This is a genomic window from Eggerthella sp. BIOML-A1 (assembly GCF_009875595.1).
Classification (GTDB): domain Bacteria; phylum Actinomycetota; class Coriobacteriia; order Coriobacteriales; family Eggerthellaceae; genus Eggerthella; species Eggerthella lenta.
The window spans coordinates 162,305-186,977 of the sequence record NZ_WWRZ01000004.1 but is presented as its reverse complement, the minus strand read 5'-3'; the positions used below and the strand labels follow the sequence as shown (position 1 = coordinate 186,977).

Annotated in this window: 23 protein-coding genes; 21 read left to right on the top strand and 2 right to left on the bottom strand. The window is 65.5% G+C overall.

From position 1 onward, the window contains the following. The first annotated feature begins 7 nt into the window (after positions 1-7). Entirely contained in the window at positions 8-3,568 is a 3,561-nt protein-coding gene (gene smc / locus GT590_RS06060; RefSeq protein WP_114526178.1) for a chromosome segregation protein SMC, read from the top strand. A gap of 240 nt (positions 3,569-3,808) precedes the next feature. Here the strand turns inward: smc and GT590_RS06055 are convergent, their stop codons facing one another. Further along, positions 3,809-4,162, bottom strand: coding sequence for a hypothetical protein (locus GT590_RS06055; protein WP_009609139.1), 354 nt, complete (start codon positions 4,160-4,162; stop codon positions 3,809-3,811). Between the two features lie 111 nt (positions 4,163-4,273). Between GT590_RS06055 and GT590_RS06050 the strand changes: the two genes are divergently transcribed. The 5 genes from GT590_RS06050 (at position 4,274) to GT590_RS06030 (ending at position 8,360) form a co-directional block, all read left to right on the top strand. Next, positions 4,274-4,615, top strand: coding sequence for a PadR family transcriptional regulator (locus GT590_RS06050; protein WP_009304499.1), 342 nt, complete (start codon positions 4,274-4,276; stop codon positions 4,613-4,615). Further along, the gene (locus tag GT590_RS06045) at positions 4,608-5,159 is read left to right on the top strand and encodes a DUF2812 domain-containing protein (RefSeq protein ID WP_021410529.1); all 552 of its coding nucleotides are present in this window, start codon (positions 4,608-4,610) and stop codon (positions 5,157-5,159) included. Before GT590_RS06050 ends, GT590_RS06045 begins: the two co-directional genes overlap by 8 nt. 53 nt (positions 5,160-5,212) lie before the next feature. Continuing rightward, positions 5,213-6,133, top strand: coding sequence for a signal recognition particle-docking protein FtsY (ftsY, locus tag GT590_RS06040; protein ID WP_021410536.1), 921 nt, complete (start codon positions 5,213-5,215; stop codon positions 6,131-6,133). Between the two features lies 1 nt (position 6,134). Further along, positions 6,135-7,121, top strand: coding sequence for an MBL fold metallo-hydrolase (locus GT590_RS06035; protein ID WP_009609129.1), 987 nt, complete (start codon positions 6,135-6,137; stop codon positions 7,119-7,121). 93 nt (positions 7,122-7,214) lie between these two features. Further along, positions 7,215-8,360, top strand: a complete 1,146-nt coding sequence (locus tag GT590_RS06030) for a HipA family kinase (RefSeq protein WP_009304495.1) — start codon at positions 7,215-7,217, stop codon at positions 8,358-8,360. A 56-nt stretch (positions 8,361-8,416) separates the two neighbouring features. Here GT590_RS06030 and GT590_RS14500 read toward each other — a convergent pair whose 3' ends face one another. Next, positions 8,417-8,632: a helix-turn-helix domain-containing protein gene (locus tag GT590_RS14500; protein WP_009304494.1), complete on the bottom strand. Its 216-nt coding sequence runs from the start codon at positions 8,630-8,632 to the stop codon at positions 8,417-8,419. A 142-nt stretch (positions 8,633-8,774) separates the two neighbouring features. On the opposite strand from GT590_RS14500, the gene GT590_RS06020 reads away from it, so the two are divergent. From GT590_RS06020 to glyS, 15 genes are all read left to right on the top strand, one after another. Then, a complete protein-coding gene (locus GT590_RS06020; protein WP_157011139.1) occupies positions 8,775-9,644 on the top strand; it encodes a hypothetical protein in 870 nt (289 codons plus the stop codon). Between the two features lie 1,054 nt (positions 9,645-10,698). Further along, positions 10,699-12,117: a signal recognition particle protein gene (ffh, locus tag GT590_RS06015; RefSeq protein ID WP_009304492.1), complete on the top strand. Its 1,419-nt coding sequence runs from the start codon at positions 10,699-10,701 to the stop codon at positions 12,115-12,117. Positions 12,118-12,240: 123 nt separating this feature from the next. Next, on the top strand, positions 12,241-12,936 hold the full coding sequence (locus GT590_RS06010; protein ID WP_114526174.1) for a response regulator transcription factor: 696 nt from the start codon (positions 12,241-12,243) through the stop codon (positions 12,934-12,936). Further along, positions 12,933-14,180 (top strand): HAMP domain-containing sensor histidine kinase, encoded by a 1,248-nt coding sequence (locus tag GT590_RS14805; protein ID WP_161170953.1) that lies wholly within the window; start codon positions 12,933-12,935, stop codon positions 14,178-14,180. The genes GT590_RS06010 and GT590_RS14805 overlap by 4 nt, the downstream gene beginning before the upstream one ends. A gap of 132 nt (positions 14,181-14,312) precedes the next feature. After that, positions 14,313-15,086 (top strand): ABC transporter ATP-binding protein, encoded by a 774-nt coding sequence (locus GT590_RS06000; protein WP_114526170.1) that lies wholly within the window; start codon positions 14,313-14,315, stop codon positions 15,084-15,086. Positions 15,087-15,099: 13 nt separating this feature from the next. Then, positions 15,100-17,535, top strand: a complete 2,436-nt coding sequence (locus GT590_RS05995; protein ID WP_114526168.1) for an ABC transporter permease — start codon at positions 15,100-15,102, stop codon at positions 17,533-17,535. A 75-nt stretch (positions 17,536-17,610) separates the two neighbouring features. Beyond that, on the top strand, positions 17,611-18,117 hold the full coding sequence (locus GT590_RS05990) for a GNAT family N-acetyltransferase (protein WP_086414632.1): 507 nt from the start codon (positions 17,611-17,613) through the stop codon (positions 18,115-18,117). A 380-nt stretch (positions 18,118-18,497) separates the two neighbouring features. Further along, positions 18,498-18,743 (top strand): 30S ribosomal protein S16, encoded by a 246-nt coding sequence (gene rpsP, locus GT590_RS05985; RefSeq protein ID WP_009304490.1) that lies wholly within the window; start codon positions 18,498-18,500, stop codon positions 18,741-18,743. Between the two features lie 5 nt (positions 18,744-18,748). After that, positions 18,749-19,003, top strand: a complete 255-nt coding sequence (locus GT590_RS05980; protein ID WP_009304489.1) for a KH domain-containing protein — start codon at positions 18,749-18,751, stop codon at positions 19,001-19,003. A gap of 45 nt (positions 19,004-19,048) precedes the next feature. Further along, on the top strand, positions 19,049-19,525 hold the full coding sequence (locus GT590_RS05975) for a ribosome maturation factor RimM (RefSeq protein WP_229068478.1): 477 nt from the start codon (positions 19,049-19,051) through the stop codon (positions 19,523-19,525). Between the two features lie 40 nt (positions 19,526-19,565). After that, the gene (gene trmD / locus GT590_RS05970; RefSeq protein ID WP_009304487.1) at positions 19,566-20,288 is read left to right on the top strand and encodes a tRNA (guanosine(37)-N1)-methyltransferase TrmD; all 723 of its coding nucleotides are present in this window, start codon (positions 19,566-19,568) and stop codon (positions 20,286-20,288) included. Next, complete coding sequence (gene lepB / locus GT590_RS05965) at positions 20,285-20,851, top strand: signal peptidase I (protein WP_009304486.1); 567 nt, start codon at positions 20,285-20,287, stop codon at positions 20,849-20,851. The genes trmD and lepB (GT590_RS05965) overlap by 4 nt, the downstream gene beginning before the upstream one ends. A gap of 157 nt (positions 20,852-21,008) precedes the next feature. Next, positions 21,009-21,575, top strand: a complete 567-nt coding sequence (gene lepB, locus GT590_RS05960; protein ID WP_161170952.1) for a signal peptidase I — start codon at positions 21,009-21,011, stop codon at positions 21,573-21,575. 46 nt (positions 21,576-21,621) lie between these two features. Next, positions 21,622-22,584: a glycine--tRNA ligase subunit alpha gene (locus tag GT590_RS05955; RefSeq protein WP_009304484.1), complete on the top strand. Its 963-nt coding sequence runs from the start codon at positions 21,622-21,624 to the stop codon at positions 22,582-22,584. Then, on the top strand, positions 22,581-24,671 hold the full coding sequence (glyS, locus tag GT590_RS05950; RefSeq protein WP_086414630.1) for a glycine--tRNA ligase subunit beta: 2,091 nt from the start codon (positions 22,581-22,583) through the stop codon (positions 24,669-24,671). Before GT590_RS05955 ends, glyS begins: the two co-directional genes overlap by 4 nt. Positions 24,672-24,673 lie beyond the last annotated feature (2 nt).

Sequence of the window (24,673 nt, the reverse complement as noted above, 5' to 3'; positions counted from 1 at the left end):
CCGTTCCATGCATCTGAAATCGCTGGTCCTCAAGGGTTTCAAGTCGTTCGCCGATCGCAGCGTGCTGGCGCTCGAGCCGGGCATCATCGCCGTGGTGGGGCCGAACGGCTCGGGCAAGTCGAACATCTCGGACGCCGTGCTGTGGGTGCTGGGCGAACGCAACGCGAAGCACCTGCGCGGCCAGGCGATGGAGGACGTCATCTTCGCCGGATCGTCTGCGCGCAAGAGCGTGGGCATCGCGGAGGTGGATCTCGTGCTGGACAACTCGGACGGCACGCTGCCGGTGGACTTCGACGAGGTGGCCGTCACCAGGCGCATGTACCGCTCGGGCGAGAGCGAGTACTTGATCAACGGCGTGGTGGCGCGCCGCATGGACGTGCTCGACATCCTGCACGACTCGGGGCTGGGCACGGGGACGCACTCCATCATCTCGCAGGGCAGCTTGGACTCCATCCTGCAGTCGAAGCCGGAGGATCGCCGGGCTCTCATCGAGGAGGCCGCCGGCGTGCTGAAGCACAAGCAGCGCAAGGCGAAAAGCGAGCGCAAGCTGGCGGCCATGGACGCGCACCTGGCCCGCGTGAAGGACGTGGCCGCCGAGGTGGAGCGTCAGCTGGGGCCGCTGGAGCGCAAGGCGAAGCGCGCCCGCACCTACCAGGGGCTGGCCGACGAGCTGGCGGATCTGAGCCTGTCCCTCGCAGTGGACGACCTGCGCACGCTGCGCCGCGGGTGGGACGACGCGCTCGCGCGCGAGCGGGCGCTGGAAGCTGAGCTGGAGGAGAAGCGCGCCGCCATCGCCCAGGCCGAGGCCGCGGCCGAGGAGCTGCAGGAGAAGATCCGCCGCGAGAGCGTGGACGCGGGAGAGCTGGCCCGCCGGCACCGCCGCGCCTCTTCGGCCGTCGAGCGTTTCGACGGTGCGACGCTGCTGCTGCACGAGAAGCGCCGCGCCGCCCAGAGCTACGAGGCCGAGCTGCGCGTGACGCTTGAGGCCAATGCCGCGAAGCGCGCGCAGGCCGAAGCCGATCGCGCGCAGGCCGTCGAGCAGCTGGCCGAGGTGCAGCGCGACCGCGAGCAGGCCGACGCGAACGTGGCGCGCCTGGCCTCCGAGCAGTCCGAAAACGCGCAGAAGCGCCGCTCGCTCGAGCGCGAGGCCGAGGAGCTGGAGCGCGCGAAGCGCGATGGCGAGCGTGCGCAGGAGCAGGCGCGCCGCGAGCTGGCCGAAACGCAGGAGGCGCTGACCAGCGGCCTTGCGCATGTGAAGCTGATCGAGGGTCATGGCAAGGAGCTGGAGCTGCAGCTGGAGCGCGCGAAGACGGAGGCCGTGTCGCTCGCGGAGGCCGCGACGCAGGCCGGGCAGGCGCTCGAGGCGCTCGTCGAGGCCGAGGGCGCCGCGCGCGCCCGCGTGGGCGAGGCGCTGGGCGCGCGCGAGACGGCGCGCGGCGCGCTGGACGAGGCGCGCGACGCGGCATCGCTTCTGGCATCCGAGATCAAGGGGCTCGAAGAGGTCGAGCGCGCGAGCGCAGCCGCGGGCCCGGCGCGCGCTTGGCTTATGGATCATGCCGTCGACCTGGACGTGAACCTCGCTCCCATCGCGCACGTCGTGCGCGCCTCGGCGGGCTTCGAGGCGCTCGTGGAGCGGCTGCTGGGGGCGGACGTGTCGGCGCTGTTGGTGGACGACGCCGTGCGGGCGAACGCTGTGGTGGCGGCGCTGGCGGCGCGCGACGAGCAGGGCGAGGTGGTGCTCGTGCCGCGCGCGGGCGAGGCGCGCCGCGCGTGCCCTGCGCGCGAGGCGGCCGCTGCCGGCCTCGGGCGCGCGCTCGTCGACGAGCTGGCGTACGCGGACGAGGACGCCGCGGCGGTGGAAGCGCTGCTGGGAGACGTGGCGGTATGCGACGACGTCGACGCGGCGTTCGCCGCGCATGCGCGCGGGGCGGAAGGCGTGCGTTTCGTGACGCGCGGCGGATGCGTCGTGTGGCCGAACGGCAAGGTGACCTTGGGCGCCGCGGCGGTTGACGACGAGGATGGCGTGCTCGCGCGCGCTCGCCGCCTGGAGGAGCTGCGCGCGCAGCTGCGCGCCGCGGAGAGCGAGCGGGCGAGCGCGGAGGAGCGTGCGGCGGCAGCCGAGGAGGCCCTGCGCGCAGCGCAAGGCGAGAGCCTGCGCCTGTCGCAGGAGCTGGCCGAGCTGCGCGGCAAGACCGATTCGGCTCGCGCCGAGGCGCGTCGCGCCGAAGAGAAGCTGGCGGCCGTGCGCCGCGAGTTCGAGGACATCGAGCGCCAGCGCGGCGAGGCCGAGCGCACCGTGGCCCAAGCGCGTCCCTCGGTGGAGGCGCTCGAGCAGAAGCTGGCCGCTCTCAAGCAGGAGCTGGAGTCGGCAGCCGCGCGCTACGAGGAAGCGCAGGAGGCGGTGGTGCCGCTTCGCAAGGAGGCCGCGCGCCTGCGCGACGCGCTGTCCGAAGCCAAGCTCAAGGCCGCCACGCTTTCCGAGCGGCAGACGTACACGAGCCGTGTGGTGGACGCGCGCACGCGCGATTTGGAGGCCGTGGCATCGAGCGACGCCGAGGCGCGCGAGAGCCTTGTGAAGAAGCAGGTGGCGCAGCGGCGCATCGAGCCCTTGCTCGCGCTGTTCGAAGAGCTCGTGGCCAGCGCCCGTCGCTGGACGCGCGACCTCGAGGAGGCGGCCACCGCTGCGCAGGATTCCTCGACGGGCCTGCACAACGCCGTGAACGAGGCGCGCGCCCGAGCGCGAGCCGCCCACGACGCCTTCGACGACGCCAACGCGCGCCTGTCCGCCGCGCGCGTGGACAAGGGACGCTTGGAGGTGCAGGTGGACGCGGCGGTGAACGCCATCGTCCACGACTGCAAGGTTCCGCTCGACCGCGCGCTCGAGACGCCGGAGCTGGAGGATCGCGGTGCCACCGAGGACGCGGCGTTCAAGCTGCGACGCCGCATCGCGAACATGGGCACCATCAATCCGGACGCCGCCGAGGAGTACGAGCAGCTCAAGACGCGCTACGACTACCTGGCTGCGCAGCTTTCGGACCTGGACGGCGCGCGCCGCTCGCTCGCCAAGATCGTCCGCGTCATCGACGCGCGCATGAAGGACGACTTCGTACGCACCTTCGAAGCGGTGAACAAGAACTTCAGCGAGATATTCGCCGTGCTGTTCCCGGGCGGTTCGGCCGAGCTCACGCTCGTGGATCCCGACGATTTGGAGAATACGGGCGTGGAGGTGACGGCGCAGCCTCGCGGCAAGCGCATCACGAAGATGATGCTCATGTCGGGCGGCGAGAAGTCGCTCACGGCGCTCGCGCTCCTGTTCGCGGTGTACCGCATCCGCACGACGCCGTTCTACATCCTCGACGAGGTGGAGGCCGCGCTCGACGACTCGAACCTGCGCCGTCTCACGATGTACCTCGACACGCTTCGCGACACCACGCAGCTCATCATGATCACGCATCAGCGGCGCACCATGGAGATGGCCGATATGCTGTTCGGCGTGTCCATGCAGGCGGACGGCGTGACGAAGGTAGTCAGCCAGAAGCTCGAGAACGCGCTGCGGCACGCGGAATAGCTTTTGACCTGCGTGTTGCGAAGGCCGGCGGGCATGCCGTGCTCAAACAGTCCTGAGCTCGCACGAAACGCCCGCTGGGCGTTTCGGCTCGTGCGGAACTGCGCGCGGCACGCCCGCCGGCCTTCCTTCATGTAGAACGCGTTCCGAACCGGTGACGTTTCGAGCTTCTGGCTGCGAGAGGAGGAGATGAGGATGAGACGGAGGGGCGGGGTAAGTGTCTCATCCTCCGGTTGCGGATCGCTACTTCACTAGCACGTGGACGATGGTGGCGGCTGCCCAGAGGAACAGCAGCACGCAGTTGGTCTTCGCTAGCACGTCGAGCACCTTGTTAGACAGCTTCTCGCCTTTGATCAGCACGTCCGCGTTCAACAGCGAGAACATGAGTATCACGAGCGAATAGCTGGACATGTTGCCCTCGTTGCCCGTGAAAAGGGAGTGGAAGAACCCGATCCACAGAAGGGGCAGGGCGATCAGCGTGATGATCCGGAACGCCCGGTTGCCGCGCTCCTTGCCCCAAGGGGAGCTTTCTCCTGATGCGAAATTTCCTGCTGCCTGCTCGCTTGCAGCCGACGCTTCCAAACGCTCTTCAGCCATGATGGGACGCTCCATTTCCAGATAGAGTATAGTGGGAAGATCGAAGATTGTTCGCTTGCAAGCAGTCTCATTGTAGCATAGTATCCATCATGGATATACGAGAGGAACGAAATGGCGAAGAAGAGCCCGTACGAGACGGGGGAGCTGTCCGACAGCATCTTCCTGATCCTGCTGGCTACGCTCGAGCCGGTGCACGGCTACCGGATCATGCAGGGCGTCGAGGAGTCCACGGACGGCGCGGTGAAGATCGGGCCGGCCACCATGTACACGACGCTCAAGAAGCTCAAGGCGGCGGGGTGGATCGTCGAGATCGCCGAGGACGAGAGCCGCATCCTGTACGCGGCCACCGACGAGGGGCGCGCGGTGCTCGAGCGCGATTTCGTTCGGCGCAAGCGGCTGGTCGCCTTCGCGGAGGCGCAGCTGGGAGAGGCGGGCGAGGAGAACCATGGCTAGATACCGGTTGTGCGGCGGGTTGGCCATTATGCCGGAGCACGACATGGCGATGCTCGCGGACATGAGCGCGCGGGGATGGCATCTGAGCGGGTTCTCGTGCGGGATCCTGTACCGCTTCGAGGCGGGCGAGCCCCATGCGTACGACTACGCGGTGGACTTCCAGCGCGACTTCTCGGCGGAGGCGCAGGAGCTGTACCGCATCGGCGGCTGGCAGAGCGTTGCGATGGGTTCGTCGTGGCAGATCGTGCGCGCCGAGGCCGGCACCGTCCCGCTGTACACCGACGACGACGCGCAGGCTGAGACGATCGGCGCGAGCCGGACGGGCTTGGGCTGGGCGGCGCTCGTCTGCGCGCTGGCGGCGGCGCTGCTCTTCGCGTTGCAGGCGCGGCTCTCCGTCCAAGGCAACGTGCCGGGGTCGTGGGCGTGCCTTGCGGCCTGCGCGGTGTTCGCCGCCGGGTTCGTGTTCTCGTTCTTCCCTTTCGTCGGCTATACGCGCTCATTGCGCAATATGCGTAGGGAGCAGGAGGAGGATCCGCGCCGCTGACGCGCAGCTTCATTTGGGATACACTGTTCAGGCGACCAAGAAAGGAGCCCGACATGGGATTTTTCGATAGGATCAGCGAGGGGCTTACCCGCTCGCGCGACAAGTTCAAAGAGCAGATGAACGTCCTGCTCGACCGCGGCCCCGATCTCGACGAGGAGTTCTGGGACGGCCTCGAGGAGACGCTCATCCTGGCCGACGTCGGAGGCGCCGCGGCCGCCGAGATCGTGGAGGGCCTGCGCGATCAGGCCACGCGCAAGGCGCTGCCCGACGCCTACGCCGTGCTCGACCTGCTGAACGACCAGATCGCCTCCACGTTCACGGAAGGTGGCGAGGACGTGCTGGGCGGCCAGCCCGCGCTCGTGCTGTTCGTGGGCATCAACGGTACCGGCAAGACCACCACGGTGGGCAAGCTGGCGAAGGAGGCGACCGACGCAGGCCGCACGGCCATCCTCGGCAGCGCCGACACGTTCCGCGCGGCGGCCATCGAGCAGCTGGAAGTGTGGGCGAAGCGCGCGAACGTCGAGGTGGTCACCCGCGAGCGCGGCAGCGATCCGGCCAGCGTGTGCTACGACACCATCGAGCGCGCCGAGAGCCGCGGCGCCGACCTCGTGCTCATCGACACGGCGGGGCGCCTTCACACGTCGGCCGACCTCATGCGCGAGCTGGAGAAAGTGGTGAACGTCGTGCGCAAGCGTTCGCAGCTGCCTGTGTACACCGTGCTGGTCACCGATGCCACCACCGGCCAGAACGGCCTTTCGCAGGCGCGCGAGTTCGACCGCGCGCTCGATTTGGACGGCGTCATCGTCACGAAGCTCGACGGCACCGCCAAGGGCGGCATCGCGCTGGCCGTGTCCCATGAGCTGGGGCTGCCCGTGCTCAAGATCGGCGTGGGCGAAGGGTTGGACGACTTGCGCGACTTCGACGCGCACGATTTCGCTCGTGCGTTGGTCGGCGAGTTCGACGAGCGGGCGTAGCATGGCGTTCGTCCAGGTCCATCATGACCCCGACGTGTTCGAGGTGCGCGTGCCGTTTCAGAACATCTCCACGAACGACACGAACTGTTACATCGTGAAGGACGGCGACGAGACGCTCGTCATCGACACCGGAGCGCCGTCGGACGAGGGCTTCGCTATCCTCGACGCTGCGTTGACCGAGCTCGATGTCGACCGCACGCGGATGCGCTTCTTCCTCACGCACCTGCATCTCGACCATGCGGGGCTAGTCGACCGCTTGGCGCTGCCCGGCGCGAAGCTGTACGTAAGCCCCGTGGACTTCGAGTCGGTGCGCGCGTCGCGCGCGGCTTCATCCTATGATGCGGCGCGGCGCGCGTTCACGGCCGAGGGCGTGCCGCCGTCCGACGCGTCGGGGTACGCGCGCTACGCCGTGGAGCCGCGCCTGTTCGACGCCTCGCGACTGGAGCTCGTGGCGTCGTGCGACGGCGATGCCATCGAGGTGGGGCGCTACCGGTTTCGCGTGGTGGAGACGCCCGGACACACGCCCGGGCACTTGGCGCTCTACGAGCCCGAATCGCGCATCCTGTTCGGCGGCGACCACGTGCTGTTCGTCATATCGCCCAGCATCGCGCTGTTCCCCGACGGAGCGGACGGGTTGCAGGCCTACCTCGACAGCCTGGACAAGGTGCGGGCGCTGCGCTGCGAGAAACTGTTCGTCGCGCACGGCGAGCCGCGCGACGATTTCGACGAGCGCATCGGCTGGCTGCGCGATCACCACCTGGAGCGCCTGGAGGAGACGTGCGGCATCGTGCGCGACCGGCCGGGGCTGGCCGGCGAGGAGGTCATCCGCGCCATCAAGTGGAACGTCCCGTATCCCACCTGGGAGGAGATATCCTTTGTGCAGCGCTGGTGCATCGTCACCGAGGGCGTCGTCATCCTCAACCACCTGGTCGGCAGCGGCGCCATCCGCCGCGAGAAGGACGAATCGGGGATCAATCGGTATTTCTAAAGGGCGGCGTATCCGAGCGCGAGACGCCTTTCGGCGCCGTACGTTGGAAAAGCGTTCCGAACGCGCTTCGCGGCGCGATGGTAGAATGAGCGCATGGAGGAAACGCGGACATACCTGCTGAAGCTCTACGACGACGACCTCGCGTCGTTCACCTTGGTGCGCGACGCGAGCGGCGCCGTGCGTTGCGCGAGCGCGGAATGCGACGAGTCGGAGCGCGGGCTGCTGCCGTTTCGCGTGACGGGCGACGCGGCTTCGTTCGAGCGGTGGATCGAATCGCGCACCCTTTCGAAGAACCGGACGTTCGCCTCCCGTATCGTGCGCCAGTACGGCATACGGTTCGACGACGCGATGCAGATGCTCGACGCGTGCAACGGCCTTTCGCTCAACGATGCGTATTGGGTCGTTCCCGACGGGTCGAAGGCGATGTTCGCGGAGAAGAACCTGTACGAGAATCCGTTCGACGAGCTCGTCGCCACGGCGGCGTTCTCGGGCGTGATCGACACGTCGAGGGTGCCGGAGGGACTGTCGGGCGAGCTGACCACGAGCGGCCAGTTTCCGAAAGCCTGGCGCGTCGTCGACGGCGAGCGCTATCTGTACAAGGCCGGCGCTCCCAACTCGAACGGGCTCGAGCCCCATGCCGAGTACTATGCGGCGCAGCTGGCCGAAGCCCTGGGCTTTTCCCATGCGTCCTACGATCTGGCGCGATGGCATGGCGAGTTGTGCAGCGCCAGCCCCTTGTTCACGAGTCGCGACACCGGCTTCGCGACGTTCTCCAGCATGTTCGGCACGCTGTCGTTCGACGAGGTGGCGGCGGTCTACGTCGAACAGGGGACGGAGGCGTTCGAGCGTTTCTCGGAAATGACGGTCTTCGACGCGCTGATCGCCAACGACGATCGTCATCTTGGGAACTTCGGATTCCTGTTCGACAACCGGACGCGCTCGCTCGTTTCCGCTGCGCCCATCTTCGACAACAACCTGTCGCTGTTCATCCGCGACATCGACGCGGGTTTGACGGCTTCCGACCTGGATCGATCAGCCGCGTGGTACAAGAGCCCGTCGAACGTGCTGCTGGATTATCAGGCGAAACGCGTGATGACGGACGACCTGCGCGATCGTCTCGCGACGCTGCGCGGCTTCGAGTTTGCTCCGCACTCCGACTTCCCGCTCGACGAGCGGTATACGGAGCTTTTGAACGGCTACATCCGCTTGCGGTTGGAAGCGTTGTTGGGACTGTCCTGATCTTGCGTTCCTGAAGATTATGGCGTGGTTGAATCGGCTGTCTGCAAAGCTGGTTTTTAGAAATCTATGAGATCTTTGACCTTGATATCGAGTCCATCGGCAATCCTGCACAAGAGATCGATCCCGACGCTCACCTGGCCGCACTCGATTTGCCATAAGTGAGTTTGGTTCGTACCCACCATAAGAGCGAAACGACGTTGGGAAAGGTGTTGCTCCTCGCGCAGCATCTTTATTGTCTTGCCCAGTATTATTCTACGGCCGTCGCTTTTCATGGTTTCAGAGTATGTGCTACACTTCCTTTGATGACTTGCTATAACAAGTCATCAAAGGAAGTGTACAAGGCTCGGATTAATTCGATTAGAGCGACTAGTGGAAAGCAGTTGCGCTTTGTTAAGGAGGGGCGGAGTGAAAACGATGAGGGGTCTAACGACTGCTTTTAGCTTGATCGCTGTACTTTGCTTGTTCGGATGTTCGGGCAACGGAGTCCATGATGCAGGTGATGAAGAGCAAGAAGATGCTAATTTGCAACCTGCGTTCGTGTTAAAAAGCATCGATGCTCACGCTACAATTCATGATGGTAGTGCGGTCAACGTGGTTCAGAATATAGCAACCATGGAACTCGACGATAGAGGAAATGTTATCCGAGCGGTTTATCGCAACCAGGACAGCGGCTCCGATATCGTGGTCGTCGAGTCGGAGTTCGATGAGAGGGGTTTTCCAGTCGGACGAATCGTTGAGAAGAAGTTGTCAGACGAAACTGCAGGTACCGTCGTAACTTCGACGAGGTTCCAATGCACTCCGGACGGCGAAGGGCGACTATTAAGTGCTGAGTGGGAATCTGAAGTGAGCTTTGGCTCCGATAAAGTTACTCGTGCTTCTGGCGTGGATCGCTACTCGTATAGTCCAGAAGGTGGTTTGGCGGAAATATCAAGCGAATCGAAAACGGAAAATGGGGAAAGCTATGCGAGATCGTCGTGTTATGACGAAACCGGGTTTCTTATCGGCGTGAGCGGCAACTACGAAGATGATAGCTACTCGAAGTCATGCGAATACGATGAGTCTGGTAGATTGGTCGCTGTTTCTGTATCTCAAGAAGGTCTTGGAGTGATTGAGGAGCGCGCTTTCGCTTATGATGACTACGGAAATCTCAAATCCATTTCGATAGCTAATGCATATGCTTCAGCTTACTCTTTTGAGTATGAATACCAAAAAGTAGAAAATCCTTCAACAATGGCTTCGATTCTGTCGCGTGCAGGACAGACGATGTTTGGCCAATTGACGTAGAATGCGCTACCGCATAAGTTTTTCGTATCCAACGCTCTTGTGAAAGTGCATCTGAAAAATGAATAGAGGAACGGCTTTGAAGATCTTTTACTTTTTCGAAAGGGATGTCGATCGAGGTTCGGGTAGCTTTGCTGCGGGATGCTTGTTGGCAGTGTTGTCCATAGTCTTTATGATAGGCGTTCCTGCGCTTTTGCCCGCGTATTTCATGTCCTACAGCATAGAAGAAGCTGAGAAGGTCGCTATGGCTTTCGTGTTAGGGAGTGGTTTGCTGACCCTTGTGATTGCTGCGACTGCCTTGACTTTATGTTGTAAGACGAGCAGAAGCTTTTCAGACCTTTTCATATCTTGTTTCTGTCCGACCGCAGTCGTTTCAAGCATCGTCTATTGTGCTGGCTATTGGACTGCCGAAGGGCATACGAGTGATGCTGATATTGTCCCTATGATATTCTCGAGTTTGATCATGTGCTTGCCGATGTTCGCGATACCGGCAGGTATTGCCGCGTCGATAGTATTCTTGATTATTCGCAGGAAAGCTCATGTATGTTAAAACGGTGGGGCAGAAATGAGAGCCTGTCGTCATTTTCCTTCCGCTGCGTTCTGTCGAAGGGTTCGCGCGCGTTTGCTCTGACGGTCGTGGACAGGTGACATTTTGCGACGAGTACTATGGTGATACGTTCTGCGGAAGCATTTCTTTTGGGTACGATGCAAGAGGAAATCTGGAACGCATGGAATACGAAAACGGATCGTGCGTTACGTTTGAGTACGAAGAAGAAAACGAGCTCCATCCTTTCGATCTTGCGATTTCCAGGGTGATTCCGATGAAGAGCTTATAACCGTCCGAACGCGTTGGTTTGCTCGATGGCAATAAAGTATTCCGAATGCGGAATACTTTATTGTTTCCTGTTTGAAAAAGTATTCCGCAACGGATGCCTCCGCGGCGGATGGTTCTGACGAGCGCTCGGATTGCTTGTGTGTTTGTGGCTCGGCGGGTCTTGCTGGCGTATAATTCCATGCATTACGCTCAATCGACGCATACGACGAGGAGTCATCTACCATGCTCGAGAACCTATCGACGCGCCTGCAGGGCATATTCAGCGGTCTGCGCGGCAAGGGTCGCCTGACCGAGGACGATATCAACGACGCCATGCGCGAGATCCGCATGGCGCTTCTGGAAGCGGACGTCAACTTCAAGGTGGTGAAGTCGTTCGTCGCCCGCACGAAGGAGCGCTGCCTCGACGCCGAGGTGCTCGATTCGCTCACGCCGGCGCAGAACGTCATCAAGATCGTGCTCGACGAGCTGACCGAGCTGTTGGGCCGCACCGACAGCAAGCTCGTCCTGAGCAGCCGCATCCCCAACGTCATCATGCTGGTAGGCCTGCAGGGCTCCGGCAAGACGACGGCTGCCGCGAAGCTGGCCTACCGCCTGAAGCAGGAGAACCATTCGCCCCTGCTCGTGGCCTGCGACGTGTACCGCCCCGCCGCGGCCGACCAGCTGGAAACCCTCGGCGGCGAGATCGGCGTGCGCGTGTACCGCGGCGACGGCCAGGATCCGGTGAAGATCGCGCAGGAGGGCATCCAGGACGCCATCGACAACCTGCGCGACGTGGTGATCGTGGACACGGCGGGCCGTTTGCACGTGGACGACGAGATGATGGACGAGGCCGAGAACATCAAGCGCGCCGTGAAGCCCGACCAGATCCTCATGGTTGTGGACGCCATGACCGGCCAGGACGTGGTGAACGTGGCCAGCGCGTTCTCCCAGCGCGTCGACTTCGATGGCGTTATCATGTCGAAGATGGACGGCGACGCCCGCGGCGGCGGCGCGCTTTCCATCAAGCAGGTCACCGGCAAGCCTATCAAGTTCATCTCGTCCGGCGAGAAGCCGGACTCGCTCGAAGAGTTCCACCCCGACCGCATGGCGAAGCGCATCCTGGGGATGGGCGACGTGGTCAGCCTCATCGAGAGCGCCGTCAAGGTGCAGCAGGAGGAGGTCGAGCAGGAGCAAGCCGAGCGCATGATGCGCGCGAACCTCACGCTCAACGACTTCATCGATATGAACCGACAGATCCGCAAGATGGGCGGCGTATCGAAGCTGCTGTCGGCCTTGCCGGGCGGCGACAAGGCCATGGCCGCCGGCCAGGTGGACGAGAATGCGTTCGACCACATGGAGGTCATCATCAACTCCATGTCGAAGGCCGAGCGCGAGAAGCCCGAGCTGTTGAACGGCTCGCGCCGTGCGCGCATCGCGGCCGGTGCAGGCGTGAGCGTCTCGGACGTGAACCAGCTCATGAAGAAGTTCAACGAGACGAAGAAGATGATGAAGAAGATGATGCCTGCCGTGGAGGAGATGCAGGGCGGCAAGAAGGGGAAGAAGGGGAAGAAAGGCCGCAGGCGCCGCATGGGACTGCCCGGCGGCATGGGCGGCATGAACATGGCCGACCTCAAGAAGCTCCAGGACATGCTGGGCGAGTAGGGGGTTCCGCCGGCCTTCGGCCAGCGGAACGTGCCGACGCTGCGGCCGGCCTCGCTGGCTTGCTAGCGCCAACCTGGCGCATTGTTTTCGCGCCGCGCGCGAATCTACTGGGAGGGGAGAGCCGTGCCGAGCATTCTCATAGTCGACGACGATGCGGACCTGTCTGCCATCGCGGCGCGCTATCTCGAGAGCGAGGGATTCGCGGTCGAGCGCGCCGCAAGCGCCGAGGAGGCCTACGACGTGCTGGTCGCGCGCCCGTTCGACCTCGTGTTGCTCGACATCAACCTGCCCGGCGACGACGGGTTCGCCGCCTGCGCGGCGCTTCGGCGGGCGAGCGACGTGCCCATCGTGTTCGCCTCGGCACGCACGAGCGAGACGGACCGCATCGTAGGGCTGGACACGGGCGGCGACGACTACCTGCCGAAGCCCTACTCGCTGCGCGAGCTGCTGGCGCATGTGAACGCTCTGCTCAGGCGCTCGCAGGGGCGCGCGGGCAGCGTGGGCGGCGTGCTCGCGGCCGGTCCGTTCTCGCTCGACGAGGGCGCAGGCACCCTTGCGAAGCATGGCGAGAACGTGCCGCTGTCGCCCAAGGAGCTCGCCCTCGCGCGCTTCCTGATCGCCCATGAAGGCGAGGCCGTGTCGAAGGAGCGCCTGCTGGCCGAGGTGTGGGGCGCGTTTACCGAGGTGGAGCCGCAGACGGTGTCGGTGCACATGAGCTGGCTGCGCGCGAAGCTGGAAGACGACCCCTCCCGCCCGGCCTACTTCAAAACCGTGCGCGGCCGGGGCTACCGCTTCGACGCGTCGGGGGAGCCGTCGTGACGCGGGCGCGAACGGCTCCGACCGGCCGCGAGGCGCGCGCTGCCAGGAACCGGCTGCTCGCCTGCGCGCTCGCGGCGACGCTCGCGCTGGCGATCGCGACCGCTGTGGCGACGGCGGCGCTCGTGCAGGATAGTGCGGCCTCGCGGGCGCGCGAAGGCGTCGTCACCCTCAACGGTGCGCGCGCCGAGCTGGCGGTCGATGCAGGGTTCGCAGACGCTGATCGGGCGCTCGCCGACGCGCAGGAAACGCTGCGCAGCGTCGCTGATGAGCGCGGCGGCCTGCCGTTCGCGCTCGTGTGGACCCTCTGCGCGGTCGGCGTCGCCGCCGTCTGGATCGTGACCGGCTCCCTGCACGCAAGCGTCGTGCGACCGTTCTCGCGGCTGGAATCGTTCGCCGACGAGGTGGCGCGCGGCAACCTCGACCTGCCGCTCGGCTACGAGCGCGGTAACCCGTTCGGACGTTTCACCTGGGCATTCGACAACATGCGCAAGGAGATCAAGCGTGCTCGCGCAGCGGAGGCCGAGGCGCTCGAGCAGAGCAAGACTACGGTGGCCGCGCTGTCGCACGACATCAAGACGCCCATCGCGTCCATCCGCGCCTACTCCGAGGCGCTCGAGCTGGGGCTTGCTCGCGACGAGGGAGAGCGCGCGGGCTTCGCGCGGACCATCGTGCGAAAATGCGATGAAGTGACATCGCTCACTGACGACTTGTTCCTGCATGCGCTTGCCGATCTCGACCGCATCGCGGTGTCGTGCGAGGGCGCCCCCATCGACCGCGCCGTCCGCCAGGCGGTGGCCGATTTCGAAGTCGGCGACTCCGTACGACTCGGACGCCTCGACCAGGCGGTCGTGTCGCACGATCCTAAGCGTCTTGCCGAAGCCCTCGAGAACCTCGTCGCAAACGCCAGCAAGTACGCTCCGGGATCCCCTATCGAAGTGACCGGGAGCGCGCAGGGCGACGGGTACTGCATCGAGGTGCGCGACTTCGGGCCCGGCATCGCGCCCGAAGACCTTCCGTTCGCCTTCGACCGCTTCTACCGCAGCGCCAACGCGGACGGCGCGCCGGGCGCGGGCCTCGGCCTGTTCATCGTCCGCTACCTCGTCGAGCAGATGGGCGGCGCCGTGCGCCTCGAGAACGCCGACCCCGGCCTGCGCGTGACGATCGAACTGCCCCTTGAGCATGGTTCCCGTCTCGCTTCCTCCATATCCTTGGGATATCCTGAATGGGCGTTTTCCCAGCGTTGATGGTCTTGACGTTTCTAAAAACGCAGGTCACGGCATTGACGGTGTTTCAAGATGTCGCATCTCTTAAGGATTCCTTAATGTCGGTGCGGCTATGATCCCTTTCAGACGACAGACTCATCTGAAAGGCCGCCAATGAAGACACCGATCATCGAAACCGAGAAGCTCTCGAAGAGCTACGCTGCCGACGGCGTGCAGACGCACGTGCTGAGCAACATCGACCTCGTGCTGCACGAAGGCGACTTCACCGCCATCATGGGGCCGTCAGGCTCGGGGAAGTCGACGCTGCTCTACTGCCTGTCCGGCATGGACACGCCCACGGCCGGCGACGTGCGCTACCGGGGAGGATCCGTCACCGGCCTGCGCGAGCGGGACATGGCCGAGCTGCGCGCCCAGCACTTCGGGTTCGTGTTCCAGCAGGCGCACCTCGTGTCGAACCTCACGTTGTTCGAGAACGTGGCCGTGCCCGGCTACCTCAAGAAGGGCCGATCGACGGCCGCGACGCGCGCGGCCGCGAGCGCGCTCATCGAGCGCATGGGGCTGACGCAGGAAGCGCACCATCTGCCGAGCCAGACTTCCGGCGGCCAGCAGCAGCGCTGCGCCGTGGCGCGCAGCGTGGTGAACGACCCCGACATCGTGTTCGCGGACGAGCCCACCGGCTCGCTCAACCGCGCGAACACCATCGAGGTGCTCGCGCTTTTGTGCGAGCTGAACGGCAACGGCCAGTCCATCTGCATGGTCACCCACGATGTTCAATGTGCCGTGCGCGCGAACCGCATCCTCTACCTGGAAGACGGCGCCGTCTGCGGCGAGCTGGATTTGCCCGCCTGGTGCACAAGCGGCGGCGTGGCCTACGTCAAAGCGCGCGAAGCCCAGGTGAGTGCCTGGCTGTCTTCGCTTTCCTGGTGAGGGGGCGGTCATCATGGCACTCATCCGCACGCTGGTGGCGGCAGGGATCAAAAGCGGGAAAGGCCCGTTTCTCGGCTTGCTGTTCCTCATGGCGTTGACGGCTGCCGCACTCACGTTCGCTCTGTGCATGTACGTCGATTTGAACGCGCGCGAGACCGAGGCGCTGGTCGAGGCGGGAGCCGGCGACGTGTACGCGTACGACCTGTCGTCTCGCTTCACCGATGAAGCGGCGAGGGAGCTCGAAGGCCTCGACGAGGTGGGAGAGGTGCGCACCAACGGCGCGCTCAACATCCCCACGTTGCTCGACGACGGGGAGGGGGAGGGCGCCGACAAAAACCCGCCTTTGGCGGTGCTCTACAAGGCATGGGGCGAAGGCGCGTCCTGCAAGCTGCTCACGCCCGACGGCACCGGGTTCGCCGACGATCCGCAGCCTCCGGGGGACGGCGAAGCGTACGTGCCGCTTCCGCTGAAGGCCTCGTCCGGTCTGGAGATCGGCGACACGGTGACGCTCGAGGTGGGCGCGCGATCCCGAACGCTCACCGTCGCCGGGTTCATCGAGGATCCGCAGATGGGGACCTCGTTCATGGAGCTCAAGCGCTACGAGGTGGCGCTCGAGACCTATGAAGAGCTTGCGCGCGCCGTAGACGAGGCCGTCGCCGTGCGCGGCGAGCCCGTCGACATCTACTCGGCCGGGCCGTTCGCGCACCGGCTCGTCGAGGTGAACGTGTTCCTGTCGGACGAGGCGCGCTCGCGCGGGGCCGAGCCGTCGGATCTGACCCGCGCCATCGTCGACGACACGGCCTGGGGCGCGATCGCGCCGGGAGTGTTCAGCTCGACGACGCTGGCCGGCTACGCCATGATGGTGGTGGTCATCGGAGCCGCGGTCATGGGCGCGTTCGCCTGCCTGCTGTTCGTGGTGGCGCTCGTCATTTGCGCGCACACCATCTCGTCGTCCATCGAGGAGCATTACGCCGATTACGGCATGCTCAAGGCCGTCGGCCTCGATCAGCGCATGCTGGCAGGGGTCCTCATCGTCGAGCATGTCGGCGCGAGCCTCGCGGGCTTCGCGTTGGGCTTCGCGTTGGCTGCGGCGGCGCTCCCGCTCGCGCTCCCGTTCTTCGCCCCGCTGACCGGCGTGCTCGCAAGCAACGATGCCGTGCCCGTCGAAGTGTTCGCGGCCCTGGCCGCGCTCCTCGCGTTCGTTGCGGCGGTCGTTTGCTTGCGCGCGCGCAAGCTCGGAGCCATCTCGCCGCTCGTCGCGCTGCGCGCAGGGACGGAGGACGTGAGCTTCGTCAGCCGTGCATCGCGGCCAATCACCGGCGCGCGACTCAACCTGCAGCTCGCGCTGCGGTCCGTCGTCTCCGCGAAGCGGCATTACGTGGGGCTGGCCGTCTGCGCGTTTTTGCTCAGCGCGTTCGTGGTGCTCGTGTTCGGCGTCTGCGGGACGCTCGGCAAGCCGGATGCCGCCTACGACACATTCGGGATATGGAGAAGCGACGTGACCGTCGCTGCGGTTTCGCCCGACCTCGATTTCGAGGAGGTGGAACGCGTGATCGAGGATGTGAGTCCCATCGAGCGGAAGTGGCAGGAGTCATTCACGATGGTCAAACTCGGAGGCGAGATCCGCACGTTCGTGGGCCTCACCGACACCTCGCTCGTGTCGAACACCTCGGAAGGGCGCGCGCCGCTCTACGACAACGAGGTGCTCGTTGGCACGAACCTGGCTGCGCTCATGGGCCTTGAGATGGGCGACGATCTCGCGGTGAGAGGCGTGGACGGCACCGAGCGCTCCTTCCTCGTGTGCGGCACGCTGTCTGGCATGCTCAACGCGGGGTACGGCTGCGTGCTCACGTTCGGCGGCTTGTGCGACCTGACGGGCAGCGACCTCTACGCCTCCGGCGTGCCGCGCCAGTACGCGCTCGCCGATCCGGGCAAGGCCGACGAGGCGCGCGCCGCGTTGGAAGCGCGCTTCGGCGATGGGATCGACGCGCGGCCAGGCGGGCTGTTCTCCGGCACGAGCGATATGGTGGAGCTCATCCAGAGCCTGTTCGTCTTCTTGAACTACGGCATGGCGCTCGTGGCCGCAGCGCTCGTGTTCTTGACCGTGTCGCTGATCATCGGTCACTTCTTCACGGTGGAGCGACGCGACCTCGGCACGTACCGCGCGCTCGGCTTCACCTGCCATGCGCTGCGCGTGCAGTTCGCCTTGCGATTCTTCTGCGTGGCGCTCGTCGGCTGCGCGCTGGGGGCGACGGCGGCCACGCTCGGCGGAGGATGGCTGGTCAGCAAGCTGTTCAGCCTGTTCGGGGTGTCGCAGTTCTCGCTGGACGCCAACCCGCTCATGGTGTCGGGACTGGCGATGGGGCTCGCGCTCGTGTTCCTCGTGGCTGCTTACGTGTCGGCCCGCAAGGTGAAACGCGTGGACGTGCGCGAGCTGGTGACCGAATAGCCGGCACGCCGGCGCCCTCGAGCGGGGTGCCGGTGCTATACTGCCTGCGTTGACTTTACGAAAGGGGCGTGCGCCGTGGCGTTGGAAATTCGGCCGTACCGCGAGGAGGATCTCGCGGGCATGATCAAGGTATGGAACGAAGTAGTGGAGGCGGGGGAGGCGTTCCCGCAAGTCGAGCCCCTCACCATGGAGACGGCACGCGCGTTCTTCGCCGAGCAGACGCTGACCACAGTGGCCGCGATCGACGACAAGCTGTTCGGCCTGTACATCCTGCATCCGAACAACGTGGGGCGCTGCGTGCACGTGGCCAACGCCAGCTACGCCGTGGCGTCCAGCGCGCGCGGCTTGGGGCTGGGCCGCGAGCTCGTGAAGGACTCGCTCTCGCAGGCCGCCCGCAAGGGCTTCCGCGGCTTGCAGTTCAACGCCGTGGTGGCTTCGAACGAGGCCGCCATCCACCTGTACGAGGACCTCGGATTCACGCGCGTGGGCACCATACCCGGCGGCTTCTGCAGCATTCTGGGCAATTTCGAGGACATGCACATCTACTACAAGGATTGCTTCGGCGCGGCGCTTCCCAGCTGAGGCTAGCCACGCGCCCGGTCCGAGCGCGCCTTGTAGCCATAGCGCCCGCATCGCCGTCGCGGCGTTCGCATCGCCGTCGCGCCGCCCGCGTTGTCGCCCGAAACGGACGGAATCACAGCCTAAACCGTACGTTTTGGGCGACGATGCGCGCGAAGTGCCCGGTTCTCCTGCAAAAGAGGCGTTTTGCCGCCAAACGTGGGATTTTCGAGGATGCGGGAGGTCGGGGATGCGCTCGTAAGTCCGGCGCGTTACAATTCTGCTTGGTAATCGCTTGTCAAACAGCAGATTACGCCGTATCATAAGCAATTGCTGTTTTCGCTGCACCGCATACGCGCTGCACGCATCGAATCGAATGTAAGAAGCAAAAGGAGTTCATCTTCATGGCAGTCAAAATTCGCCTGGCCCGTCACGGCGCCAAGAAGCGCCCGTACTACCGCATCGTCGTTGCCGATTCCCGCTGCCCGCGCGACGGCAAGTTCATCGAGGAAGTGGGTCGCTACAACCCCTGCACCGAGCCTGCCATGGTGCAGTTCGACCTGGAGAAGGTCGACCAGTGGATCAAGAACGGCGCCCAGCCGACCGATACGGTTGCCAGCCTGCTGAAGCGCGCTCGCGAGAACGCGTAAGCATCATGGCCGAGCAGACGGAAGACATCGTCGGTCTCGTCGAGTCCGTCGTGCGCCCGCTCGTCGAGTTTCCCGACGATCTGGAGATCACGTCGAGCGATGCCGAGGACGGTTCTATTCTCGTCGAAGTTCGCGTGAACGAAGAAGATGCCGGCAAGGTCATCGGTCGCCAGGGGCGGGTCATCAAGGCCATCCGCACGTTGGCGCGTGCCGCTGCATCGCGTACGAACACCCATGTCGAAGTGGAGCTTCTCGACTAAATGCGTACGTGGGCGAACGTTGCCGAGCTATCTAAAACGAAGACCTTGACAGGAGGGCTCGTCGCGCGCTGCGCGCCGGGTCTTCCTTTTTTGCTGGAAGAGGGCATGGAGGTGGCCTTCGTGCCGCCTCGGCACGATGCGCCGCGCCGCGCGCGCGTGTTGTCCGTGCAGGACGCGGGCAGAGACGCCTTCCTCGTGACGTTCGAAGGCGTCGACTCCATCGACGTCGCCGAGCTGCTGGTGGGGTGCAGCTGCCTCGTGCGCCGCGCCGATCTGCCCGAAAGCGCGCTGGCCGCCGAGGCCGACGGCTTGGAAGGCTTCGAAGTGCGCGACGCGCGCGCGGGCTTCGTGGGCGTCGTGGAGTCGGTGGTGGAGAATCCCGGGCAGTTCCTGCTGAGCGTCGCGCCCGCCGACGGGGGCAGGCGCGTGCTCGTGCCGCTCGTGGACGCGCTGGTCGTCGGTTTGGACGAGGACGCGCGCCGCATCGACGTCGACTTGCCGGACGGCCTGCTGGACCTGTAGCGGGCCGCGCCCTCGCCCCCGCACCCGAAAGGACCCGCCCGTGATCATCGAAACGTTGTCGACGTTCCCCGACATGTACGCCTCCGTCATGGGCTCCTCCATGATGCGCATCGCCCAGGAGAAGGGTATCCTCGAGTTCAAGGCGCACGATCTGCGCGACTGGACCCACGATCGCCACCGCACCACCGACGACGACCCGTACGGGGGCGGCGACGGCCTGGTGATGAAGTGCGAGCCCATCTTCGAGGCCTACGACGACATAGCGGGCGCGGGCCCGCGCCCGACCACGGTGTTCCTGTCGCCGTGCGGCGAGCCGTTCACGGACGCCGTGGCGTGCGAGCTGTCGCGTGAGGAGCGCTTGCTGTTCGTGTGCGGCCACTACGAAGGCATCGACGAACGCGCCTACGCGCTGGCCGATCGCGTGATCTCGCTGGGCGACTACGTTCTGACCAGCGGGGAGCTGGCCTCCATGGTGGTCATCGACGCCGCCGTGCGCAAGCTGCCCGGCGTGCTGGGCGCCGAGACGGGCGCCCTGGGCGAGAGCTTCGCCGACGGCTTGTTGGAATATCCCCAGTACACGCGTCCGGCGACGTTTCGCGGCATGGGCGTGCCGCCGGTGCTGCTGTCGGGCAACCACGCGGCCGTAGCCGACTGGCGCCGCAAGCAGAGCCTCGAGCGCACCGCGCGCCTGCGACCCGATCTGCTCGAGGACGTCGATCTGAGCGCGGCCGATCGCGCCTATCTTAAGGATCTGGGCCTGTGAATTCCGGAGAGCACGCTGCGTACCAGAAGCCCGGCATCCTGCGCCGCTTCTTCGGCCTGCTCGCTTGGACGGGCTTCGTTGCGCTGCTGTCGTGGCTGACGTTCGTGTACGTGGGGCACGCTTATGCTGTTCCCACCGGCTCGATGGAAAAGACCATCATGACCGGCGACCGCGTGCTTGCTGAGAAGGTGAGCTACTACCTGCGTGACCCGGAGCCCGGCGACATCGTTATGTTCGAAGACCCCGATATCCCCGGCCGCCTGCTGCTCAAGCGCTGCATCGCCGTGGGCGGGCAGACCGTGGACATCAACGACGAGGACGGCCTCGTGTACGTGGACGGCGTCGCGCTGCGCGAGCCCTACACCGACGGCCTGCCCACGTACACGCTTGCCAGCGACGTCTCCTACCCCTACACGGTGCCCGAAGGCATGATGTGGATGATGGGCGACAACCGAACGAACTCGCAAGATTCGCGTTACTTCGGCGCCGTGTCCGTCGCGTCGGCGGAGGCGCGCAGCGTGGCGGTGCTCTGGCCCTTGGGCGACGTGGGCTTGCTGGGATAGCCTCCCGCCTCTCGCGTCGCGAGGGTTTCGCCCGGTGATCGGGAATTTCTGCAAACTTTGTCGAACGCGCCGGACGAATTGCGCCGACGCGCTATCATATACGCTCGTGATCTTGTTCGGGCGCCGAGCGCCCGCTTCGAAAGGATAGACAGACTACATGGATTCCGGACAGCACGCCGACCGCCAGAGCCCGGGCATACTCAGAACCTTCCTCAGCCTGCTGGTCATGGTGGCCTTCGTATTCGGGCTGTCGTGGGTGCTGCGCACGTACGTGTTCCAGGCTTACAAGATCCCCTCGGGCTCCATGGAGGAGACCATCATGGTGGGGGACATGGTGTTCTCCGAGAAGGTGAGCTACTACTTCCGCGACCCCGAGCCGGGCGATATCGTGACGTTCCAGGACCCCGAGATCCCCGGGCGCGTGCTCATCAAGCGCTGCATCGCCGTGGGCGGGCAGACCGTGGACATCAACGACGAGGACGGCCTTGTGTACGTGGACGGCGTGGCGCTGTCCGAACCGTACACCCGCGGTTTGCCCTCCTACACGCTGGCCAGCGACGTCTCCTATCCCTACACGGTGCCCGAGGGCTATCTGTGGATGATGGGGGACAACCGCACGAATTCGCAGGATTCTCGATTCTTCGGAGCCATACCCGTCTCCTCGGTGACGGGAAGGGGCGCTTTGGTGTACTGGCCGCTCAACGATTTCAGCCTACTCGACTAGCGCACGCGGCCGAGGGGGTACGGGTTTGATCGAGACAAGGAGAACCATGTCAACCGAACATGCATCCGCCGCTGCGGAGCAGGGGGCTGCAGCGCAGCTCCCTCCGACGTTCCAGGACGTCATCATGAACCTCCAGCGATACTGGGGGGACCAGGGCTGCGTCGTCTTGCAGCCCTACGACAACGAGGTGGGCGCCGGCACCAACGCCCCGGCCACCACGCTGCGCTCGCTTGGCCCCGACACGTGGCGCACCTGCTACGTGCAGGGCAGCCGCCGTCCGACGGACGGCCGCTACGGCGAGAACCCGAACCGCACCCAGCACTACTTCCAGTTCCAGGTGCTCATGAAGCCCTCGCCCGACAACATCCAGGAGCTGTACCTGGGGTCGTTGCGCGCCATCGGCATCGACGTGGACGCGCACGACGTGCGCTTCGTCGAGGACGACTGGGAAAGCCCCACGCTGGGCGCCTGGGGGCTGGGCTGGGAAGTGTGGATCGACGGCATGGAAGTGACGCAGTTCACCTACTTCCAGCAGGTGGGCGGCTTCGAGTGCAACCCCGTGCCGGTGGAGATCGCCTACGGCCTGGAGCGCCTGACGATGTACATCCAGGGCGTGGACAGCATGTTCGACATCGTGTGGAGCCGCGGCGCCGACGGCGTGAACTTCACCTACGGCGACGTGTACCTGGAGAACGAGCGCCAGTACTCGCGCTACAACTTCGAGGTGGCCGACACCGATTTCCTGTTCCAGGAGTTCAACGACCGCGAGGCCGAGTGCCTGCGCACGCTGGAGGCGGGCCTGCCGCTGCCGGCCTACGACAGCGTGCTGAAGTGCTGCCACGCGTTCAACCTGCTGGACGCGCGCGGCGTGATATCGGCCACCGAGCGCATGGCCTACATCCTGCGCGTGCGCACCATCGCCAAGGCGGTGTGCGCCTCGTACATGGAGCACGTGGTGGGCATCAAGCCCGCCGAGGACGACGAAGCAGGGAAGGAGGCCGGACGATGAGCAGCCTGCATACGCTTGCGTTCGAGATCGGCACCGAGGAGATTCCGGCGTTCGACCTGCACCGCGCGACCCTCCAGCTGGAGAAGCTGGTGCCCGAGGCCCTGGACGCGGTGCGCATCCCGCACGGCGACGTGGCCGTCTACACCACGCCGCGCCGGCTCATCGCCATCGTGGCCGATGTGGCCGACGAGACCGAGGCGCTCGAAGAGGTGTTCCGCGGCCCGTCCGCCAAGATCGCCTTCGACGCCGACGGCAACCCGACGAAGGCCGCCACGGGCTTCGCGCGCGGTAAGGGCGTGGACGTGGACGCGCTCGAACGCCGCGAGGAGAACGGCGTGGAGTATGTGTTCGCCACGAAGAGCATCGCCGCCCGCGACGTGGCCGAGCTGCTGCCCGGCGTGCTGGAAGGCGTGATCACGGGCATCTCGTGGCCGAAGTCGTGCCGCTGGGGCACCACGAGCGAGTACTTCTCGCGGCCGGTGCGCTGGCTCGTGGCGTTGTTGGACGAGCGCGTGATCCCCGTGCGGTTCGCGGGCCTTACGGCCGGCAACCTCACGCGCGGCCATCGCTTCCTAGCTCCCGGGCCGCACGAGGTGGCCACGGCCGCCGATCTGCTGGGCGTCGTCGAGGCTGCGCACGTGGTGTCGAGCGAGCAGGCGCGCGAGGCGGTCATCCGCGAGGGCGTGGCGCAGGCCGAGCAGCGCACGGGCGCCCGCGCCGAGCTTCCCGAGAAGACGCTTTTGGAGGTCGTGAACCTCTGCGAGCAGCCCACGGTGCTGGTGGGCACGTTCGACGAGGAGTTTCTGCGCGTCCCCGAGGAGATCATCGTCGACGCCATGCTCATGCACCAGCGTTACTTCCCGCTGTACGACGCGGACGGCAAGCTGACCAACAACTTCATCGTCGTGTCGAACGGCGACCCGGCGCACGCCGACACCATCACGGGCGGCAACGAGCGCGTGGTGCGCGCCCGCCTGTCCGACGCGAAGTTCTTCTACGAGGAGGATCTCAAGCATCCGCTGGAGACGTACGTCGACCGCCTGGACGAGGTGGTGTTCCAGGAGACGCTGGGCACCATGAAGGAGAAGGCCGACCGCATCGTGGCCCTGGCGAAGCATCTGGCCGCCGACGCGCAGCTGAGCGAGGCGGACGCCGCCGACGCCGAGCGCGCCGCGTACCTGGCGAAGGCCGACCTCGTGACGAACGCCGTGGTGGAGTTCACCAGCGTGCAGGGCGTCATGGGCTCCTACTACGCCGCCGCCTGCGGCGAGAGCGACCAGGTTGCCCGCGCCATCGCCGACCATTATCGCCCGCGCTTCTCCGGCGACGAGCCTCCCGCGTCGGACGTGGGACGGATCGTGGCCACGGCCGACAAGCTGGACACCGTCTGCGGCCTGTTCGCCGTGGGCCAGGGTCCCACCGGCTCGTCCGATCCGTTCGCGTTGCGCCGCAGCGCCATCGGCATCGTGGCCATGTTGGAAGCGGGCCTGCCCGTGTCGTTGGCCGCCGCCATCGATGCGGCGCTCGACACCTACCAGGATGCCGGAATCGACTTCGACCGCGATGCGATCCGCGCCGAGGTGGCCGACTTCTTCGTGACGCGCACGAAGGTCATGCTGCGCGACGGCGGCTGCTCGCCCGATGCCGTGGAGGCCGTGCTGGCAACCGGCGTGGAGGAGCCTGCGCAGATCATCGCGCGCACCCGCGCGCTGGAAGCCGCGCGCGTGGACGATCCCGACACGTTCTCCGACCTGGCCACGGCCTACGCTCGCGCGAACAACCTGCGCGACGCCGATCTGGGCGTCGAAGCGGACGAGGCGCTGGCCGCCGATGCCGAGCGCGCGCTGCTGGCCGCCACCGACGAGGCGGCAGCGCGCGTGGAGGACGCCCTCGCCGCCGACGACTACGCAGCGGCCCTCGCCGCCCTCGCCGCACTGCGCGCACCCATCGACGCGTTCTTCGAGGACGTGCTCATCATGGACGACGACCTCGCCCTGCGCGAGAACCGCCTGCGCCTGCTCAACCGTTTCGTCGCCGTGTTCGCCCATGTGGCCGACTTCGGCAAGATGGCCAAGGGCGCGAAGTAGCC

Excerpts from the sequence above, each read along its gene's own strand:
- rpsP (WP_009304490.1), top strand. The coding sequence starts at position 18,498 with ATGGCAGTCAAAATTCGCCTGGCCCGTCACGGCGCCAAGAAGCGCCCG.
- GT590_RS06055 (WP_009609139.1), bottom strand. The coding sequence starts at position 4,162 with ATGGCTGAAGAGCGTTTGGAAGCGTCGGCTGCAAGCGAGCAGGCAGCA.
- GT590_RS14500 (WP_009304494.1), bottom strand. The coding sequence starts at position 8,632 with ATGAAAAGCGACGGCCGTAGAATAATACTGGGCAAGACAATAAAGATG.
- GT590_RS05995 (WP_114526168.1), top strand. The coding sequence starts at position 15,100 with ATGGCACTCATCCGCACGCTGGTGGCGGCAGGGATCAAAAGCGGGAAA.
- GT590_RS06020 (WP_157011139.1), top strand. The coding sequence starts at position 8,775 with ATGAGGGGTCTAACGACTGCTTTTAGCTTGATCGCTGTACTTTGCTTG.
- GT590_RS06035 (WP_009609129.1), top strand. The coding sequence starts at position 6,135 with ATGGCGTTCGTCCAGGTCCATCATGACCCCGACGTGTTCGAGGTGCGC.
- glyS (WP_086414630.1), top strand. The coding sequence starts at position 22,581 with ATGAGCAGCCTGCATACGCTTGCGTTCGAGATCGGCACCGAGGAGATT.
- GT590_RS06050 (WP_009304499.1), top strand. The coding sequence starts at position 4,274 with ATGGCGAAGAAGAGCCCGTACGAGACGGGGGAGCTGTCCGACAGCATC.
- smc (WP_114526178.1), top strand. The coding sequence starts at position 8 with ATGCATCTGAAATCGCTGGTCCTCAAGGGTTTCAAGTCGTTCGCCGAT.
- GT590_RS05980 (WP_009304489.1), top strand. The coding sequence starts at position 18,749 with ATGGCCGAGCAGACGGAAGACATCGTCGGTCTCGTCGAGTCCGTCGTG.
- GT590_RS06000 (WP_114526170.1), top strand. The coding sequence starts at position 14,313 with ATGAAGACACCGATCATCGAAACCGAGAAGCTCTCGAAGAGCTACGCT.
- GT590_RS06045 (WP_021410529.1), top strand. The coding sequence starts at position 4,608 with ATGGCTAGATACCGGTTGTGCGGCGGGTTGGCCATTATGCCGGAGCAC.
- GT590_RS05955 (WP_009304484.1), top strand. The coding sequence starts at position 21,622 with ATGTCAACCGAACATGCATCCGCCGCTGCGGAGCAGGGGGCTGCAGCG.
- ffh (WP_009304492.1), top strand. The coding sequence starts at position 10,699 with ATGCTCGAGAACCTATCGACGCGCCTGCAGGGCATATTCAGCGGTCTG.
- GT590_RS06030 (WP_009304495.1), top strand. The coding sequence starts at position 7,215 with ATGGAGGAAACGCGGACATACCTGCTGAAGCTCTACGACGACGACCTC.
- lepB (WP_161170952.1), top strand. The coding sequence starts at position 21,009 with ATGGATTCCGGACAGCACGCCGACCGCCAGAGCCCGGGCATACTCAGA.
- ftsY (WP_021410536.1), top strand. The coding sequence starts at position 5,213 with ATGGGATTTTTCGATAGGATCAGCGAGGGGCTTACCCGCTCGCGCGAC.